Origin of the sequence: Filomicrobium sp., from assembly GCF_025698805.1 — a bacterium.
Classification (GTDB): domain Bacteria; phylum Pseudomonadota; class Alphaproteobacteria; order Rhizobiales; family Hyphomicrobiaceae; genus Filomicrobium; species Filomicrobium insigne.
In genome coordinates this window covers 11,844-28,194 of record NZ_JAILWT010000006.1, presented here as the reverse complement: position 1 = coordinate 28,194, position 16,351 = coordinate 11,844, and the positions used below count along the sequence as shown (strand labels likewise).

Genomic DNA, 16,351 nt, shown 5'->3' with positions numbered 1-16,351 from the left:
CAAAAAGGGTAGCGTCTCAGTCAACGGCTCTGCGCACGGGCATATCGGCGACCGTATGTCCGGCAAGAACCGATGACGCCAGGGCTTGTCGAAGGCGCAAGGGCTGAGTGGGTTTGTAGAGAAGTTTGTAGCCGTTTCGTTCGGCCTCTTGCTCCAGGAGTCGGCTTGAGACTCCAGACAGAATTATCGCCGGAATACGGAGACCCAGTTCATCCTCCATTTTGCGTAACAAATTCACTCCGGTGTCATCATTCTGTAGCAGGTAATCGACGATGATCGCCTGTAGTGGATCACCTGCTGCAAGGATGGCCAATGCGTCGTCCGATGTTTGAGCGGTGATGACCGTGCATCCCCAATCTTCCAACGTCGATTGGACTGCCTTGAGAGCAAGAACGTCGTCATCGACGACGAGCACCAAAGCTCCAGCCACATCAAGATGTTTATTTGCCGTCGGGTTTTGACGGGCCGGAGGCGTGCCGGCCGCGCGCGGAAGCGTGATGGAAAATCGCGTGTGCTTGTTGGGTACTGAAGCAACGTGCACGGCATGATTGAGGAGCCTGGCGGTGTGTTCCACGATAGAAAGTCCAAGGCCCAGTCCGGAGCCGAAACCAACTCCACCCCTATGGTCCGGCTTGTTGGCGCCTCGGTAGAACTCTTCGAAAATGTGCACGATCTCGGATTGAGGAATGCCTATTCCGGTATCCCAGATCTGTATCTCGACGGAATCACCTCGCGAACGACACCCGATCAGGACGCGCCCCTCTTTCGTGTTCTTGATCGCGTTGGAAAGCAAATTGCTGAGTATGCGATAAAGGAGAGCTGGATCGCTCCTCACCAGGAGCGTCGAACGGATCGATTTAAGATCTACGCCCTTTTCCGCGGCGAGCCCCTCGAATTCGCGTTGTAGACGGTCGAGCAATCGCGAGACGGGAAATTCTTCGGTCTCCGGTTTGATGACGCCAGATGCCAACTTTGAAACATCGAGAATATTTTCAAACATTTCGCAAAGCGTCTCGACGCAAGCATTGACGTTGATGACCGTCTGCTTGGCTTTGGGCGATTCAACCTGTTGCACCAAGTTCGAGACAAATAGGGTCATCGCATGCACCGGCTGGCGAAGGTCATGACTCGCGGCGGCAAGAAAACGCGACTTCGACGCATTCGCCGCTTCCGCTTCCTCTTTAGCTCGAACGAGTTCAGCCTGAGCGCGCTCGCGTTCGACAAGCTCGCGCTGCAGCTGCTCGGTGCGCCTCTCCACACGCGCCTCAAGTTGTTCGTTGGTCCGGTCGCGTTCCGCCAGAGAGGCCCTCAGGTTTCCGGTTAAAAGATTTAGGATATCCCCCAACCGTCCAAGCTCATCCTGACTACGCAAATGCACGCGCGCAGTCAGATCTCCCGAGACTTGTTTCTCGGCAACAGCGATCAAATGTCGGACGGGGCGCACGACCGTCATGAACATGAAAATAAATGTGACAATGACGGAAGCGGCCGCAGCAATGGCTGCAATTGAAAGAATACTGGCACGCGCCCCCCAGAACGGGCCGAAAAGCGCAAGATCGTTCGTCACGAGTTCAATACGATATGGCGCCCCCCCGGCAACAGCACGTTCTGTGTAAGCGGTATGAGCGCCCTCATCCGCGGGGAAAGCGCTGACGTCATCCGTCCACATGAAGGATTTGCCGCTTTGATATAGCGCGACAGACGTGTGGTTGGCAGGAGCGAAGGACTGCAGGAATTGCGGTGACAGTCGTTGACCTACGACAACGACACCTGTTGCCCCACTCACGCCCTGCGTGACACGGATCGCGACAAGCGCCAATCCGTCCTTATATGGCGCTATACCTGAAACCGTCTTGGGCTCTTCACTGGCCGTACCCGCTACGATCTCACGGACGATAGGCGCAAATTCATCATAGTCGCCAAAGTAACTCGGTGACTGTGCGCGGGCGAACGCACGACCGTCGAGATCGTAGAGGTTGATGATGTCGATGCTGGAATGACCGAGAAAATTCATGATCGTGTTCAGCGGGTTGTACTGATCTCCGATCAACAGGCCATTTTGCACACTTGGGTTGTTCGCCAGTAACTTCGCGACATCCAGCAGCTTGGAGCGGTTCCCTTCATAGAGTGTGCGTACGCGCCAAGTCAGCTCTGCTTTCTTCTGAGCGACGCTTGATTGATAAACCTTGTACTCCTCGTTGAGGATCAGTCCCCCCAGGGTGGCAGCGAGAAGAGTGAGCCCCGTTATGGGCGCGAGCACCTTAGCGGCAAGACCGATTGCTGGCTTGCGCCGTCTCACCGAAGCTTGGCCGGTCGGGCTTCGCAAATATGAAGCTTCCATCGGTGAATTCAGCATCTCACGCTCTACTTCTCCTCACCAATCAAGCCAGGCGCTCTTGCTACAAGCTGAACGACATCGCGGACGGGATCGTAATAGGAGTCGTCCTTGACAACGTATCCCGCAGCCGGGAGCCCTCGGAAAAGTACTTCATTTGCCATGAGCAACGCGTTGCGAATCTTGTTCTGCATTGCCTCTGGCACAGTCGTGTTGGCGGCAATTCCAAGATTGGGGATCATTCCTGTCTTGGCCACGATCTTGAAGATCGGACCGTGCTTGCTGATGGCCTGCTTAAGATTGTAGTCCCACGTGGCGCCGGCATCGATGCTGCCGCTGGCAACGGCATCGGTAACTCTCGGCTGGCTGCCCAGAAAGTACACCCGGCTAAAGAAGGCCTTATAGTCGATGCCGTGGCGGATGAAGTAGGCCACCGGATAGACATATCCGCTCGTCGATTGCTTCCGGACAAACCCGAAGCGGCTGCCCCGTAAAGACTCCAGACCCGTTATGTCATCTCGATCAGAGCGCGTGATAATAAACCCTTCATATGACGGGCTCTTTTTCTGGTTTCCGAAGTCCCAACTGAGTTCAGTCACAAGCATCGCGACACGCGGGTTTCGCTGCTTAGCTAGGACAAAGGGCACTGGTGATATTGCCGCGAGATCAATGGATTCATTGGCCAGAAGCTCAATGGTCTCGCCATAGCCAGCAGCACCGACGATCACGAATTCAGCACCTACCCTTTGCCCAAGCCATTCAAGCAATGGCTTGTAAAGCACACGAATATCGTCGTTGGACTGACCATGCTGCCATGGTGTAACGCCGAATCGATAATGAGGCAGACCAGAGATATCGCCGGCGCTAACCACATCGATCTGCGCAAACAGAAGCAGTATCCCGAAAAAATGCTTCAGTTTGCGTATCCAGCCACGTGGAATACGACCAAACGGAACACCTTCAGCGACATCGCCTCTTTGCATGGGCCTACGCCCCATCACCAGTTTTCAAAATAGGAGCGTGCATAACTCATTTGCTTTCCGATCCATGCGGAGCCGCGTTGAGTTGATGAGCGACGAGGGCGGCCTGCGTTCTGTTTTCCGTCCCAAGACATTTCAATATAGCCGCGACGTGCAGCTTTACGGTTCCCTCGGTCATCCCGAGCGAACGAGCAATGAGCTTATTGGATTTTCCGGTTCCGATCTCGGCCAACACATCTCGCTGCCTGCTGGTGAGCAGCGCAATACGAGCGTCTTCTGAATCGGGCTTAATCGCTGGAGGATCGGATTGGTTGGTTGGGCGTCCGTCATTGCGCGGCTGAATGCAGACCCGTCCTGTCAGGATGAGCCTGATGGCGCTAAGCATCTCATCCTTCTTCATCGATTTTGGGATGTAACCGTAACACCCTGCCTTCATCGCGCGCTCGGCATCCACTCGCGAGTCGGACCCGGAAATAACGATGACAGGGGTAGTTGGACGGCAAACGTGGAGCTTCTCGACGACCGAATGCCAATCACCGCTCCCCATGTACAGGTCGAGCAAAATCAGATCGAGATCAACGTTGATGGTCGAGACACAGTCGATCACTTCGTCGAACGTTTCGGCCTGAAAAATACGGATATTCGGTCCAAGGCCATCCAATATAGAGGCAAGGGCCTCACGATAGAGAGGATGATCGTCGGCAACGAGGATGTTCATGGCGTAGAGCCCCTGGAATCTGCACAGGCAGCGATGTACTCCAGAAGATAAGAGATCATATCGGACACGTGCGCCCCCGCAATGCGGGCCTTAGTGCGCGCCAAGCTTAAGCCTGCGCACGCACCATTGCACACAAAAAGCATGTTGCATTGCAAGACGCCCCCGCGGCGGCGAAAGAAGACGATGACCTCTGGGATGCTAGCCAAAAGACATATGCCTTCTGGTTAGGCGAACGTCTTAGCCCCCTGCCATTCGAGATAGGCCGCACTATCTCGCATGCCGGTTAGACACCCCCCGCACTGAACTGAAAACATGCAGACGGCAACCACGTCACTGCGCACGTGTTGCTCAATGACGCTGCGCAGTCCTCAAGCAAGCAAGGACAATTCGGCCGAGTTCCAAGCGCCAGCAAAAGGGCGGGGAATAACACTCAGTCCGCTATGCGCTGACGCCAACAATCAAAATAGCGCGCTCGCAAAAACCGTCGCAAGCAACGCATGTTGGGAGGAAAGTGCTCAATGAAATTTACCGATATTCTTCTGGGTTTAGGCGCAAGTGCTTTGTTACTTTGCACGACCGGAACCACCAAATCCTATGCTACTGAAACTGCTGGCGAGGCTCCGCCAAAGCTAATCGTTTTCATGGCGGTCGACGGATTTCCGCAGGAGCAGCTCGTCAAATATTACGATCAATACGGCAAGGACGGTTTTCGGCTGCTTCTCGACAAGGGCGCGTGGTACGGCAACAATCACTATAGCCACGCCACCACCTATACCGGCGTGGGGCACGCGACGCTGTTGTCGTGTGCGCACCCCTACAAGCACGGCGTAATTGGGAATGATTGGATTGACCGAAAGACACGGGAGCGGGTCTATTCGACACAAGATAACCGCTACAAATACCTGGACGAAGAAACGTCCAAGCACGCAGGAACATCTCCGTTCAACATCAAAGTGACGGCAGTCGGTGACGAACTGAAATACGCAAATAGCCAATCGAAAGTGATCGCAATCGCAGGCAAGGACCGCAGCGCGATTGGCCTCGCCGGTCAAAACGGCACGGCATACATGCACAGCACAAAAACCGGCCGCTTCATCACCTCAAATTACTATATGCCGGATTATCCAGAGTGGTGGAAAGCCTATTACAAGGATAAGCCGCAGGACAAATACTTCGGCCAGCAGTGGACACTCCTGTTGCCGGAAGAAGCCTACGCAAGGTCAGCTCCCGATGACCGGCCATGGTCGACGAATTACAAAGGGCTCGGCACGAAGTTTCCCCATCCGATCAGCGGCGGAGCGAACGAACCCAGCAAGAGCTACTACGACGCGATGATCTGGTCGCCATACGGTGACAACCTCATGCTGGATTTCGCCAAGGCCGCGATCAAGGGAGAGAACCTCGGCAACAACCCCGCCGGCGTTCCTGATTTGCTCGCATTGAGCTGGACCAGCCACGACTATGCCAACCACCTGTTCGGTCCGGAGAGCCGGCAGTCACACGATCAGACCGTTCGTCTAGATCGCGTCTTCGCCGAGCTATTCGAATTCCTTGACCAGGAAGTGGGTCTAGACAACGTGATTATCACGCTGTCCGCAGACCACGGCTTCATGAACATTCCGGAATTCAGCGCAAGTAGGAATCTCGATGCTGGTCGCATCGATCCAGAGAAGTTGATCGAAGCCACCAACACTGCGCTCTCCGAGAAGTATGGAGAGGGCAAGTACATCATGACCTGGTGGAATCCGAACCTCTACCTCGACTACGACCTGGTCGACAGCAAGAACCTTGACCGCGAGGCTGTCGAGAATACGGCACAGAGATTTCTGCGCAGCTATCCAGGCGTGGAGGCTGTATTCACCCGCACGCAACTCGAAGAAGGCCGTATGCCGAACACGAAGCTTGCCAAGCAAGTAACGCTCGCTTGGCACCAGCAGATCAGCGGCGACATCGTCATCATGAACAAGCCCAACTGGTATTTGTTCGCCAAGCCTACGGCCTACGCTTCAACCCACGGATCGCCCTGGTCCTACGACACCAACGTGCCGCTCGTCATGTACGGCCCGAAATGGATAAAGGCTGGAAAGTACGGCGACTCGGAAACCGTTGATCTGGCGCGTACGCTGGCCTTCATCCTCAACGTTCGCCCGCCAAATGGCTGCGAAGGACGCGTGCTGTCAGAAGCGTTGCAGTAGGCAATCCTGTGCCAGATACAGCGCAAACCCGCGTGCTGGACCTCTCTCAAAACGGAGGTCCAGCACCGATCGTTGAGATGTCTGGGCTCAAGATAAGTTACCGGACAGGTGAGATGTCGTTCACGGTTCTTGATATCGATGAGCTGGCTCTGCCTGCAGGCCTCTCGATCGGGTTGTCCGGTCCCTCCGGCTGCGGAAAGAGCACGCTGCTAAATCTGTGTGCCGGCCTTCTTAGACCCACTGTCGGCAGCATCCGCGTGGATGGAGAGGAACTGACGGGGCTAGGGCAAGGCGCGCTGGATAGATTCCGGGCCAAGAAAATTGGTTACGTTTTCCAAGGCTTCAATCTCATTCCTGCGTTGAGTGCTCTTGGAAACGTTGAACTTCCGATGCGGCTTTCGGGCTCGATGCCCGCCTCGCTCCGCCGCGCACGAGCACAAGAGCTTCTGGATCGCGTGGAACTTGGCACTAAGGCCCGACAAAAGCCGAATCAGCTTTCGTTCGGACAAATGCAGCGGGTTGGGATTGCGCGTGCCATTGCCGGGCATCCTCGTCTGCTGCTTGCAGACGAACCAACAGCCAGCCTTGAGCCGGGACTAGGATTAAGCATCGTGCGGTTGTTGATCGCGGTTGCCAAAGAAAACAGCGCAACCTTGGTGGTCGCCACCCATGATCCCGCGGTGCTGACGGAACTCGATCACACGCTCACAATGTCAGCCATCAACAGAGCCATGGAGGTGAGTTCATGACCTCTGTCTGGTTGGCGTTGAGCTACCTGCGTGCCCGCCCTTTGCTCAACGGGCTTACGGCGCTGGCCGTTGCTCTCGGCATCTCGATTGTCGTCGCCACCACCACGCTGTCCAAAGCCGCACGGCAAAGCGCGAGCGAAACAGCGGGAGGATATCAGTTATTGCTTGCCGCGAAAGGGAGCCAGATACAGGCTGTCCTATCGACGCTGTTCTTTGCCGAAGCCCCAACAGGCAACATCCCCATTGAGATCTATGAACAGGTGCACGCCGATCAAGGCGTAACGCTCGCTGTTCCGTTCAACTTCGGAGACAGCTTCAAAAGCCATTTGATCGTCGGAACGACACCCGATTATCTCCATCTTATCAGACGAAACCGGCGCAGTTCTCAACAAACCCTCCTAAAAGGCAGATGGCCGGAACACGCGTTTGAAGCCTCCCTTGGAGCGGCCGTCGCGCGAGCGACCGGGCTCACAATAGGCGACACGTTCACAGCCGCGCACGGTTTCGTCGAATTGCCGGAAGATCTCTCCGACCATCACAAAGCGCAACCTTATACCGTGGTGGGCCTTCTCGAAGAAACACGCGCACCGACAGATCGTGCGATTTTCACAACGCTAGATACCAGTTGGCGAATTCACGGCCAGTTTCACGACGCGTCGTCAGACGCACACGATCATGAAGGCCGTCAGATTACAGCCGTGCTCATCGAAGGCCGCGGGTATGCCGACGTGGCGCGCCTCAATGCTCTCATGGCACAGCGCATGGATGTACAGCCGATCTTTCCGGGGCGCACAGCGACCCAAGTGCTCGGCTACCTGCAACGAGGACAATCGCTCGTCACATCCATCGCATGGCTCGCAGCGCTCATAGCTTGCCTCGGTATTATGATCTCTCTCTTTGCTGCAGCGGTCGAACGACGCCGACAGATCGCCACGTTGCGGGCCATTGGAGCTTCGCGCGCAACTGTGTTGGGCGTCATGGCCATTGAGGGGCTATTCATCGCCGGCCTTGGCGCCGTCATCGGTGTCGCATTCGGTCGGTTAATGGCCGTCGCCATAGCGTGGCAACTGGAACAATCCAACGGCTACCTGTTGACCATTGGCCAAGCCGGCTTGGCAGAGATCACGGCTATCGCTGTCGCTATGGCACTCGGATTGCTCGCCGGATTCATCCCAGCGCTTTTGGCCTTGCGCGAGGACGTCGCCAAAGGCCTCGCAGCCATGACATGAGGCACTATGAAAAACCAAATCATCGTATTTTTCGTATCTGCCCTAATGATGGGAGCGACCATGACGAGCAAATCATCGGCTGCGATGACACGTGTTAAATTTACCGACTTTTTCGTCGGCGAGACGTATCAGGTCGGCCCGGGGATGAAGCCTGAGTTTAACCTCTCCGAATCCATCCAGGCTCTTCACGGCAATACAATTGAAATTCTCGGATTCATGGACGGCATCCTTCCGCGTGATGGCATGCATTTCATGCTGATCCGTGAGCCGACCGCTCTCTGTCCCTTTCACACGTCGAGCTTTGACTGGGCTGCTTTCATGCCCGTCTTTCTCTCAAACTCGACCGAATACATTGACGGTCCAATTCGCATCGTAGGCCGCCTCGACGTGGGACAAAAGACGGACGAAATGGGGCTCGTCAGCTATGTCCGCATCTACGATGCGTCCATTGCCCGCGCGCAATAAATCGACCTCTGAGATCCTTATCGTGCTCAAGACAATTCGCTCTCACGTCGAGATTGCATTCCCAGGCACTCAGCGAACGCCACGGTTCGAGCTCGGCGATTCCGATGCATTTTTCTCATCGGCCAACGTGGCCCCCTTCATCAGGCGGTGATCAAGAGCAAATCGTTCGATTTTTTTAAAAGAACCAGGGCTGATTCTCCTTGTGGAGCGCTTCGAATGCTCGAATCTCGTCCGCATGTTCGAGCGTTACGCCCACCGGATCCAGGCCTTTGATCAGCATGTCCTTCCGCGTAGCATCGATGTCGAACATAATCTCCTCGCTGGTGGCATCGAGAAAGATCGTTTGCTGTGCGAGATCGATGGTGAACGTGTTCCGCTCGGGATTGCTTGCATAGTGAGCGAGCATTGCAACGGTTTCCGGAGGTAGGACAATCGTCAGGAGGCCATTGTTTTTGCAATTGTCATTAAAAATGCCAGCGAACGTTGTTCCGATAAGCGCTCGGATACCAAGCTGCGACAATCCCCACACAGCATGCTCGCGGCTCGAGCCGCACCCGAAGTTAGGCCCCACAACAAGGAACCGGCATCCTTCGTAGCCGGGCTTGTTCAGAACAAAATCCGGGTTTGGTTTGCCGTCTGCGAAGCGAAGCAAATTGAACGCACCGACATCGAGCCCTTCGCGATCCACCCCCTTCAAGAACGTCTTCGGCATGATAATATCGGTGTCGATGTTTGGCGCCAAAAGCGGAGCTGCTGGCCCCGTTACAGTGTGAAAGGGCTCCATAGTTTATGCTCCGCTTCTGAATTTTCGAACGTCGGTGATGTGCCCCTCGACGGCAGCGGCAGCGACCATCGCGGGGCTCATCAGGTGCGTCCTCGCGCCGGCCCCCTGACGTCCTTCGAAATTACGGTTTGTGGAAGAGGCACAGCGGTCGCCGGGTTTCAGCACGTCGTCGTTCATGGCAAGACACATCGAACATCCCGATTGTCGCCATTCAAACCCGGCATCGATAAACTTCTGCGAAATTCCCTCAGTTTCCGCCTGAGTACGGACCTGGGTCGAACCCGGCACGACAATCGCACGCACGTTCTGAGCCACCTTCCGCCCATCTAGAACTTGGGCCGCATCACGCAAATCCTCGATCCTCGAGTTGGTACAAGAGCCAATGAAGGCGTGACTTATGGGAATGGAAGCGATCGGAGTTCCTGGCATCAGGCCCATGTATTCGAGCGCGCGCAAATCCGCCTTACGTCTCGTCACATCGACCTGCGTTTCCGGGTGCGGTACGACATCCGTTATGGTTGCGGCCTGATCAGGGCTCGTGCCCCACGTCACCATGGGGGCAACGTCAGCAGCGTCGATTTTCAGCTCCCGATCGAACCGCGCATCTGCATCGGACTTCAGCAGATGCCAACTCTCGACTGCGGATTCCCACATCGCTCCTCGCGGCGCTCTGGGACGCCCGCGGATGTACGCGATGACCTTTTCATCAGGGGCCATCACAGCGCCACGCGCTCCTGCTTCAACGATCATGGTACAGACCGTCATCCGGGCCTCAACGCTCATCGCGTAAAGGGTATCGCCAGCAAATTCCACGGCGTAGCCCGTCGCTCCATCTGCACCGATGCGCCGGATGACCTCCATAACGATATCTTTGCTGGTAATGCCGACCGCCGGGGGACCAGTCACCGACACGCGCATGGTCTTTAGACGACGATAGACGAGGGTCTGGGTCGCCAGATAATGCTCAATGTCGGAGGTGCCGATGCCGAATGCAACCGCGCCGAGCGCGCCGTAGGTAGTAGTATGACTGTCTCCGGCGGCGACCACCATGCCGGGCATGACAAGCCCCTGTTCGGGGGCGACGACATGCTCGATCCCTTGCCGTTTATCCAGAATGTCGAATAGCTCGATGCCGAAGTCTCGGGCATTCTCAGCAAAGTATTCCACCTGTCGCTGGCCCCCGGCATCCGGCATACGATCTGTGCGATGGGCAGCCGTTGAATTAACGTGGTCGACGACCATCAAAGCGGCCTTGGGATTCCATACTTTGCGGCCGGCTTTCCGCAGACCGGTGAAAGCCTGAGGACTGGTGTATTCGTTGAGAATCGTTCGGTCGACGTAGAGCAGAATGAGCCCCTTATCATCGAGCGTTCTCACTGTATGCGCATCGATGATCTTGTCGTAGAGCGTTCGTGGTGTCTTCATGGCCGCCTCGATTGTAGATCCGGATGTCAGGCGTTTTCCCCCTGGATCGCGTCGATCACCGCCGCCGTAACGTCTGCGGTCCGGGCCTTACCGCCGAGGTCTGGGGTGTGGAAACGCTCGTCCGCCGTTACGCGTTCAACGGCTTTCATCAGGCGGTTCGCGGCATCGTTCTCGCCGAGATGTTCGCACATCATGACCGCCGTCCAGAAAGTCCCAATAGGGTTGGCAACACCTTTACCCGTGATGTCGAACGCCGATCCATGGATGGGCTCGAACATGGAAGGGAAGTTCCGTTCGGGATTAAGGTTCGCCGTCGGCGCAATGCCGAGCGAGCCGGCAAGTGCGGCGGCAAGATCCGACAGGATGTCGGCGTGTAGGTTGGTCGCCACGATCGTGTCGAGTGATTCTGGCTGCATCACCATGCGCACGGTCATCGCGTCGACCAGCATCTTGTCCCAAGTAACGCCCGGAAACTCCTTGGCGACCTCAGCGGCAATCTCGTCCCACATGACCATAGCGTGGCGCTGCGCGTTGGACTTTGTAACGACGGTGAGATGTTTCGCTGGACGTGATTGTGCCAGCTTGAAACCGAAACGGATGATCCGCTCCACCCCAGGGCGCGTAAACATCGCGACATCCGTCGCCGCTTCCAGCGGCGAACCTTGATGCACCCGGCCGCCGACACCAGCATATTCGCCCTCTGAGTTCTCGCGGATGATGACCCAGTCGAGCTCCTTCTCAGTGACGCCGCGGAGCGGAGATTTGATCCCCGGCAGAATGCGGGTAGGGCGCACGTTGGCGTACTGGTCGAAGGGTTGGCAGATGTTGAGTCTCAAGCCCCACAGCGTGATGTGGTCGGGAATCTCTGGGTGACCGGCCGACCCGAAAAGGATCGCGTCATGGTCACGGATCTGGTCTCGGCCATCCTCCGGCATCATACGACCGGTCTTCTTATAGAGCTCTCCACCCCAGTCGAAATGGTCGAAAGAGAACTCAAAATTGCCGTCGCGCATTGCCAGCGCATTAAGGACTTCTATTCCCGCCGAGACGACTTCTGTCCCGATGCCATCGCCTGGAATCGCAGCAATTTTGTACGTGCGCATTTTCTTCTCCGATACTGATCTTGCAGATTTGTCGATAGAGCCTCACCTCAGAACAGCACGTCCTTGGGAAGCCGGATCAGAAGCACCTCCGACATCAGCAGGTAAAATCCCGCGACAATGCCACAGGCCACGATCAGGTATGCAAACCAGCGCAAGACGCCGATCCTGTCGTGATTTGAGATGAAGGTAACGACTACGAATCCGACGAGGCTTGCCACGATGAAGCCGATCTGGTCGATGGCGACAGCCCACGCGGCCAGTGCGAGGGTCACCGCAACGCGCCGCCACGTCGATGGTTTCGAGGCGACCGATCGATCATCCGGCAGACCGTCAGCTGGCGCAGCGGGTCGCAGCAAGTTCACTGCGATGAGAACCAAACAGAAGGCGATCATTGCTGCGGAAATGGTGGTCGGAAACACCGAGCCCAGGGGGCTCATGTCAGCCGTGCCCATGATTGCCAGGACACCGATGACGATGAGCAATCCAGCAATCGTCATGCCCGGATAATCGCGGTATTTTAGAGGCTTGACTGGACGTGCGTCTTCTTCCGCTGATCTCGGGAGGTCAATCTCCATGGCTTTCTTCGGCATGATATGGTCCGCGATCAGCGGATAGAACAAGGTAAGGGCTGCCGCTACGATCAACGCAATACTGATGGGCCTGCCGAAGAACATGCCGAAGACATTCTCAGACGCACTGCCAATGAGATAACTTTGTACGAATCCCTGCTCTGCAATCTTTCCGAGAATCAAGCCCAACACGATCGGTGACGCGGCGAAGCCGAAGCGTTCCAGCACCCAGGCGATCACGCCAAGCACAATCATCATGTAGGTGTCGCTGATATCGCTATGGATCGCGAAGCTGCCGATGATGACAAGAAACGCGATCGTCGGAGTGAGCAGAGCCTTGGGAATAGAGATGATGGAACGATAGGCATAGCGCCCGATCAAAAGACCGACCGGCAGCATCAAAAGCGTCGCAATCAATAGTCCGAAGATGAACGTGTAAACGGTCCCAGCCTGATCATTGAAAAGCGTCGGGCCGATCTTGATGCCTTGAACGAGAAGCGCTCCGAGAATGATCGCATCAGGAGGTGTACCGGGAATACCCAGCACCAGCGTGGGGATGAAGCCGCCGCCGACGGTGGCGTTGTTGGCGGATTCCGTCGCAATGATCCCTCCCGGATGCCCTGTCCCGTATTCCGAAGATTGTTTCGAACTGCGGCGCGCTTCGGTATATGCGACGAGTCCAGCAATTGACCCTCCGGCGCCTGGCAGAATTCCAATGACGGTTCCGATGACAGAACTACGGATCAGGTTGAACTTCTCCCGGAGCGTAGTTCGGAACGCTTCTCCCAAGCGAATTCCGCCATCACCATCCGAAACCTTCAAATGCGGATCACGCGTTGCCACCAAGTCGATGATCACCGGAATACAGAACAGCCCGATCAAACCGGAAGTAATGTCGATCCCACCGAGGAGGATCTGGGTATCCAGCGTGTAGCGCACATCGCCGCCAACGACCGCGACACCGATCATGGACATCAGAAGGCCGATACTCGCGCCGATCAATCCCTTGATCGTATTTCCGACCGAAAGCACCGAGATCAGCGTGAGCCCGAATACGGCAAGCCAGAAGTATTCCGGCGGGCCGAACTTGAGAGCTACTTGGGCGAGTGGCGGAGCCAGGAGCAGTAAACTCAGCGCCCCGACGATGCCGCCGGCAACGGAGGCGATAGTCGCGATGCTTATGGCAAGCCCACCGTCGCCGCGCTTGGCCATTGGATAACCATCAAAGGTCGTGGCGATCGCCGACGGCGTACCCGGCGTGTTGACGAGGATCGCGGCGAACGCGCCCCCATAGATCGCCCCTGTGTAGATGGCGCCAAGAGCAATCAGTGCGCTCGCCGGATTCATCGTGAAGGTGAAAGGCACAAGGACGGCCACCGCCATGGTTGCCGACAGCCCCGGCAAAGCGCCGACGACTGTTCCCAGAATTACCCCGCCCAGCGCCAGAAGGAGATTGAACGGCGTAAGCGAATCGATGAGGTACCCCAGGAGTTCCATGGCGGTGGCGTCCTTCCCTCTCGGTGCTTGAAGTGCGGATTACTTCTTCTTCAAACCGAGCAGTTCGGCCGCTTTGGCATATTCTGCCTTCTTGCCTTCGACGAACGCCCCGACCTTGTCGTAAGTGACATCGGTCAGAACAAATCCGCCGGCTTCCATTTTCTCGCGAAATTCCGGATCAGCATTGATTGCCGCGACGAGATCGGACACCTTTTTTCGGATCTCGTCGGATGCCCCTTTAGGCACCGAGACGCCACGGTAGGCTCCACCAACGAGGTCATAGCCCAGTTCCTTGAACGTCGGCACGTCGGGGAAAGCCGGCATGCGTTCTTCGGAAGCGACCGCAAGCATCCGGATGGCATCACCTTGCTTGATACCCGACGGTGCATAGTTGAAACCTGCCAACGTCTGGCTTCCAACGAGCGCGGTGATGGCCGGCCCAGTGCCACTGAAGGGAATATAGGTCGTCTTTACTCCGGCCAGTTCGTTGAATTGCGCGGCCGCGAGGTGGTTTGCGGAGTTAGACCCGGAACCTGCGAATGTTACGACGCCGGGGTTAGCCTTCGCGAATTCGACGAGGTCCTTGAGCGTTTTGAACTTGCTGTCCTTCGGAACGAAAATCGCGTTTGGCGTGTAGTGGAAATAATGAACCGGCGTCAGGTCGTCGGTCTTGTAACCGACATCCTTGATCATGGGCTGCAACACCGTATGTGGCAGGTTGATGCCCATGATCGTATGGCCGTCGGATTCCATGCCGTTCAGCTTCGACCAGGCCTGCGCACCTCCCGCACCCGCCATATATTGGATCACCACCGGCTTGCCGGCATGCTTTTCCCAAACAGATTGCTGAAAACGCGCCGAAATATCGGACTCGCCGCCAGCATTGAACGGAATGATGTAGTCGATCGGCTTGCTCGGAAAGTCCGCAGCCAGCACCGAACCGACGCCTAGGGTTGCGAAGGCAATCGCCGTAGCAATCGCTCTTGTTGGAGTTTTCATGGGGTTCCTCCTTGAAGACATGATTGACCGTTCGGCCGAGCAGCTGTCCGGTTCCGTGAGACCGACTCCAAGTGCTGGCACAGTTCAGCCGCGGTACGGCCGGACATGATCATCTGAATCGGATCTTGTTGGCCTCCAGAACGTCCTGAAGTGACCTTCGCCAAGTCCGACGTTTCCTCCGACTTTTACGGGTCTCTGCCGGCGTACATCGCCGATCCCTCGCCCGTTGTCCGCGCCCTGATGCGCGCGATGCGATTAACAATAATGCAGCCTAAAAAGATGATAATTTCATTCGGTTCACTTGATTATGAACCTGGAGTTACGAATGACGGCCGAGACCGACCTAGCCTTTTTCATTCTCCTCGCGCGCAAGGGCAGCTTCGCTGCGGCGGCGCTGGAACTCGGCGTCTCGCCGCCTGCGGTCAGCAAGCGGCTCGCTAAACTGGAAGACCGGCTTGGCGTCCGTCTTCTCAATCGCACCACGCGGCGCGTCAGTATGACGGGCGAAGGCGAAGCCTATTACGAGCGTGCGATCCAGATTCTTCGAGACATTGATGATCTGAACGAGTCGTTGACCGACGCGAGCGCGACCCCGAAAGGCCTGCTGCGCATCAACGCGACGTTCGGATTCGGACGTGAGCACGTTGCCACGATCGTCTCGGAATTCTCGAAGTGCCACCCGCTCGTGGAAATACAGCTCGTCCTCAGCGATGCGCCATTCAATCTCGTGGAGGAACGGTTCGATCTCGGAATACGCTTCGGAAGTCAGCCAAATTCGCGTTTGATTGCGCGCAAGCTCCAGTGCAATCGGCGGCTGATGTGCGCTGCGCCGAGTTATCTCGAACAGCACGGTGCACCTCAGCGCCTCGAGGACCTTGAGCACCACAACTGCATTGTTCTGCGACAGGACAACGAAACCTACGACCTTTGGAAATTACAGCGAAACGACCGTTTAGCGACGATCAAGGTAAGAGGAGCGCTCAGCAGCAATGACGGCGAGATCGCGTTGAAGTGGGTGCTCGACGGGCATGGAGTGATGCTGCGGTCGGAGTGGGACATCTTGCGCCACGTGGAGGCGGATCGGCTTCGGCTTGTGCTGCCTCGCTACTCCCAACCAGACGCTGACATCTACGCCGTTTATCCGGCGCGTCACAATCTCTCCGCTAAAGTCCGAGCGTTCGTAAATTTTCTTGCTGATCGACTAAAGCAACGTTTTGGCGAACTGCCAGCATCATGAATCTTAAATGCGCTGAGGATCAACCGCGCAACGAACAAAGCTCCCGACCTCTGGCTCTTCTAGTCA

At 56.4% G+C, this 16,351-nt stretch carries 13 protein-coding genes; 5 read left to right on the top strand and 8 right to left on the bottom strand.

Translation table 11 applies throughout. The features are described 5' to 3' along the window. Nucleotides 1–16 precede the first annotated feature (16 nt). From K5845_RS15250 to K5845_RS15240, 3 genes are read right to left on the bottom strand one after another with little or no spacing between them, the layout of a single operon-like run. Complete coding sequence (locus K5845_RS15250) at nucleotides 17–2,356, bottom strand: ATP-binding protein (RefSeq protein ID WP_052744014.1); 2,340 nt, start codon at nucleotides 2,354–2,356, stop codon at nucleotides 17–19. An 8-nt stretch (nucleotides 2,357–2,364) separates the two neighbouring features. Then, nucleotides 2,365–3,318: a phosphate/phosphite/phosphonate ABC transporter substrate-binding protein gene (locus tag K5845_RS15245; protein WP_287959390.1), complete on the bottom strand. Its 954-nt coding sequence runs from the start codon at nucleotides 3,316–3,318 to the stop codon at nucleotides 2,365–2,367. Nucleotides 3,319–3,364: 46 nt separating this feature from the next. Further along, the gene (locus K5845_RS15240) at nucleotides 3,365–4,033 is read right to left on the bottom strand and encodes a response regulator (protein WP_046478326.1); all 669 of its coding nucleotides are present in this window, start codon (nucleotides 4,031–4,033) and stop codon (nucleotides 3,365–3,367) included. A 518-nt stretch (nucleotides 4,034–4,551) separates the two neighbouring features. Here K5845_RS15240 and K5845_RS15235 point away from each other — a divergent pair. The 4 genes from K5845_RS15235 to K5845_RS15220 are packed head-to-tail and all read left to right on the top strand — an operon-like array spanning nucleotide 4,552 to nucleotide 8,671. Then, the gene (locus K5845_RS15235; RefSeq protein WP_287959389.1) at nucleotides 4,552–6,228 is read left to right on the top strand and encodes an alkaline phosphatase family protein; all 1,677 of its coding nucleotides are present in this window, start codon (nucleotides 4,552–4,554) and stop codon (nucleotides 6,226–6,228) included. A gap of 8 nt (nucleotides 6,229–6,236) precedes the next feature. Next, entirely contained in the window at nucleotides 6,237–6,977 is a 741-nt protein-coding gene (locus K5845_RS15230) for an ABC transporter ATP-binding protein (RefSeq protein ID WP_287959388.1), read from the top strand. Next, entirely contained in the window at nucleotides 6,974–8,206 is a 1,233-nt protein-coding gene (locus tag K5845_RS15225; RefSeq protein WP_287959387.1) for an ABC transporter permease, read from the top strand. The genes K5845_RS15230 and K5845_RS15225 overlap by 4 nt, the downstream gene beginning before the upstream one ends. Nucleotides 8,207–8,266: 60 nt before the next feature. After that, nucleotides 8,267–8,671, top strand: coding sequence for a hypothetical protein (locus K5845_RS15220; RefSeq protein ID WP_287959386.1), 405 nt, complete (start codon nucleotides 8,267–8,269; stop codon nucleotides 8,669–8,671). A 175-nt stretch (nucleotides 8,672–8,846) separates the two neighbouring features. Here the strand turns inward: K5845_RS15220 and leuD are convergent, their stop codons facing one another. From leuD to K5845_RS15195, 5 genes are read right to left on the bottom strand one after another with little or no spacing between them, the layout of a single operon-like run. Beyond that, nucleotides 8,847–9,455 carry a 3-isopropylmalate dehydratase small subunit gene (gene leuD / locus K5845_RS15215; protein WP_090229859.1) on the bottom strand — a complete coding sequence of 203 codons (609 nt, stop codon included), beginning with the start codon at nucleotides 9,453–9,455 and terminating at the stop codon, nucleotides 8,847–8,849. Between the two features lie 3 nt (nucleotides 9,456–9,458). After that, the gene (gene leuC / locus K5845_RS15210; RefSeq protein WP_090229857.1) at nucleotides 9,459–10,880 is read right to left on the bottom strand and encodes a 3-isopropylmalate dehydratase large subunit; all 1,422 of its coding nucleotides are present in this window, start codon (nucleotides 10,878–10,880) and stop codon (nucleotides 9,459–9,461) included. Nucleotides 10,881–10,906: 26 nt separating this feature from the next. Then, entirely contained in the window at nucleotides 10,907–11,983 is a 1,077-nt protein-coding gene (locus K5845_RS15205; protein ID WP_046478322.1) for a tartrate dehydrogenase, read from the bottom strand. A gap of 47 nt (nucleotides 11,984–12,030) precedes the next feature. Further along, the gene (locus K5845_RS15200) at nucleotides 12,031–14,049 is read right to left on the bottom strand and encodes a tripartite tricarboxylate transporter permease (RefSeq protein ID WP_287959385.1); all 2,019 of its coding nucleotides are present in this window, start codon (nucleotides 14,047–14,049) and stop codon (nucleotides 12,031–12,033) included. Nucleotides 14,050–14,088: 39 nt separating this feature from the next. After that, nucleotides 14,089–15,048 carry a tripartite tricarboxylate transporter substrate binding protein gene (locus K5845_RS15195; RefSeq protein WP_046478320.1) on the bottom strand — a complete coding sequence of 320 codons (960 nt, stop codon included), beginning with the start codon at nucleotides 15,046–15,048 and terminating at the stop codon, nucleotides 14,089–14,091. Between the two features lie 325 nt (nucleotides 15,049–15,373). Between K5845_RS15195 and K5845_RS15190 the strand changes: the two genes are divergently transcribed. Next, nucleotides 15,374–16,285 (top strand): LysR family transcriptional regulator, encoded by a 912-nt coding sequence (locus tag K5845_RS15190; RefSeq protein ID WP_287959384.1) that lies wholly within the window; start codon nucleotides 15,374–15,376, stop codon nucleotides 16,283–16,285. Nucleotides 16,286–16,351 lie beyond the last annotated feature (66 nt).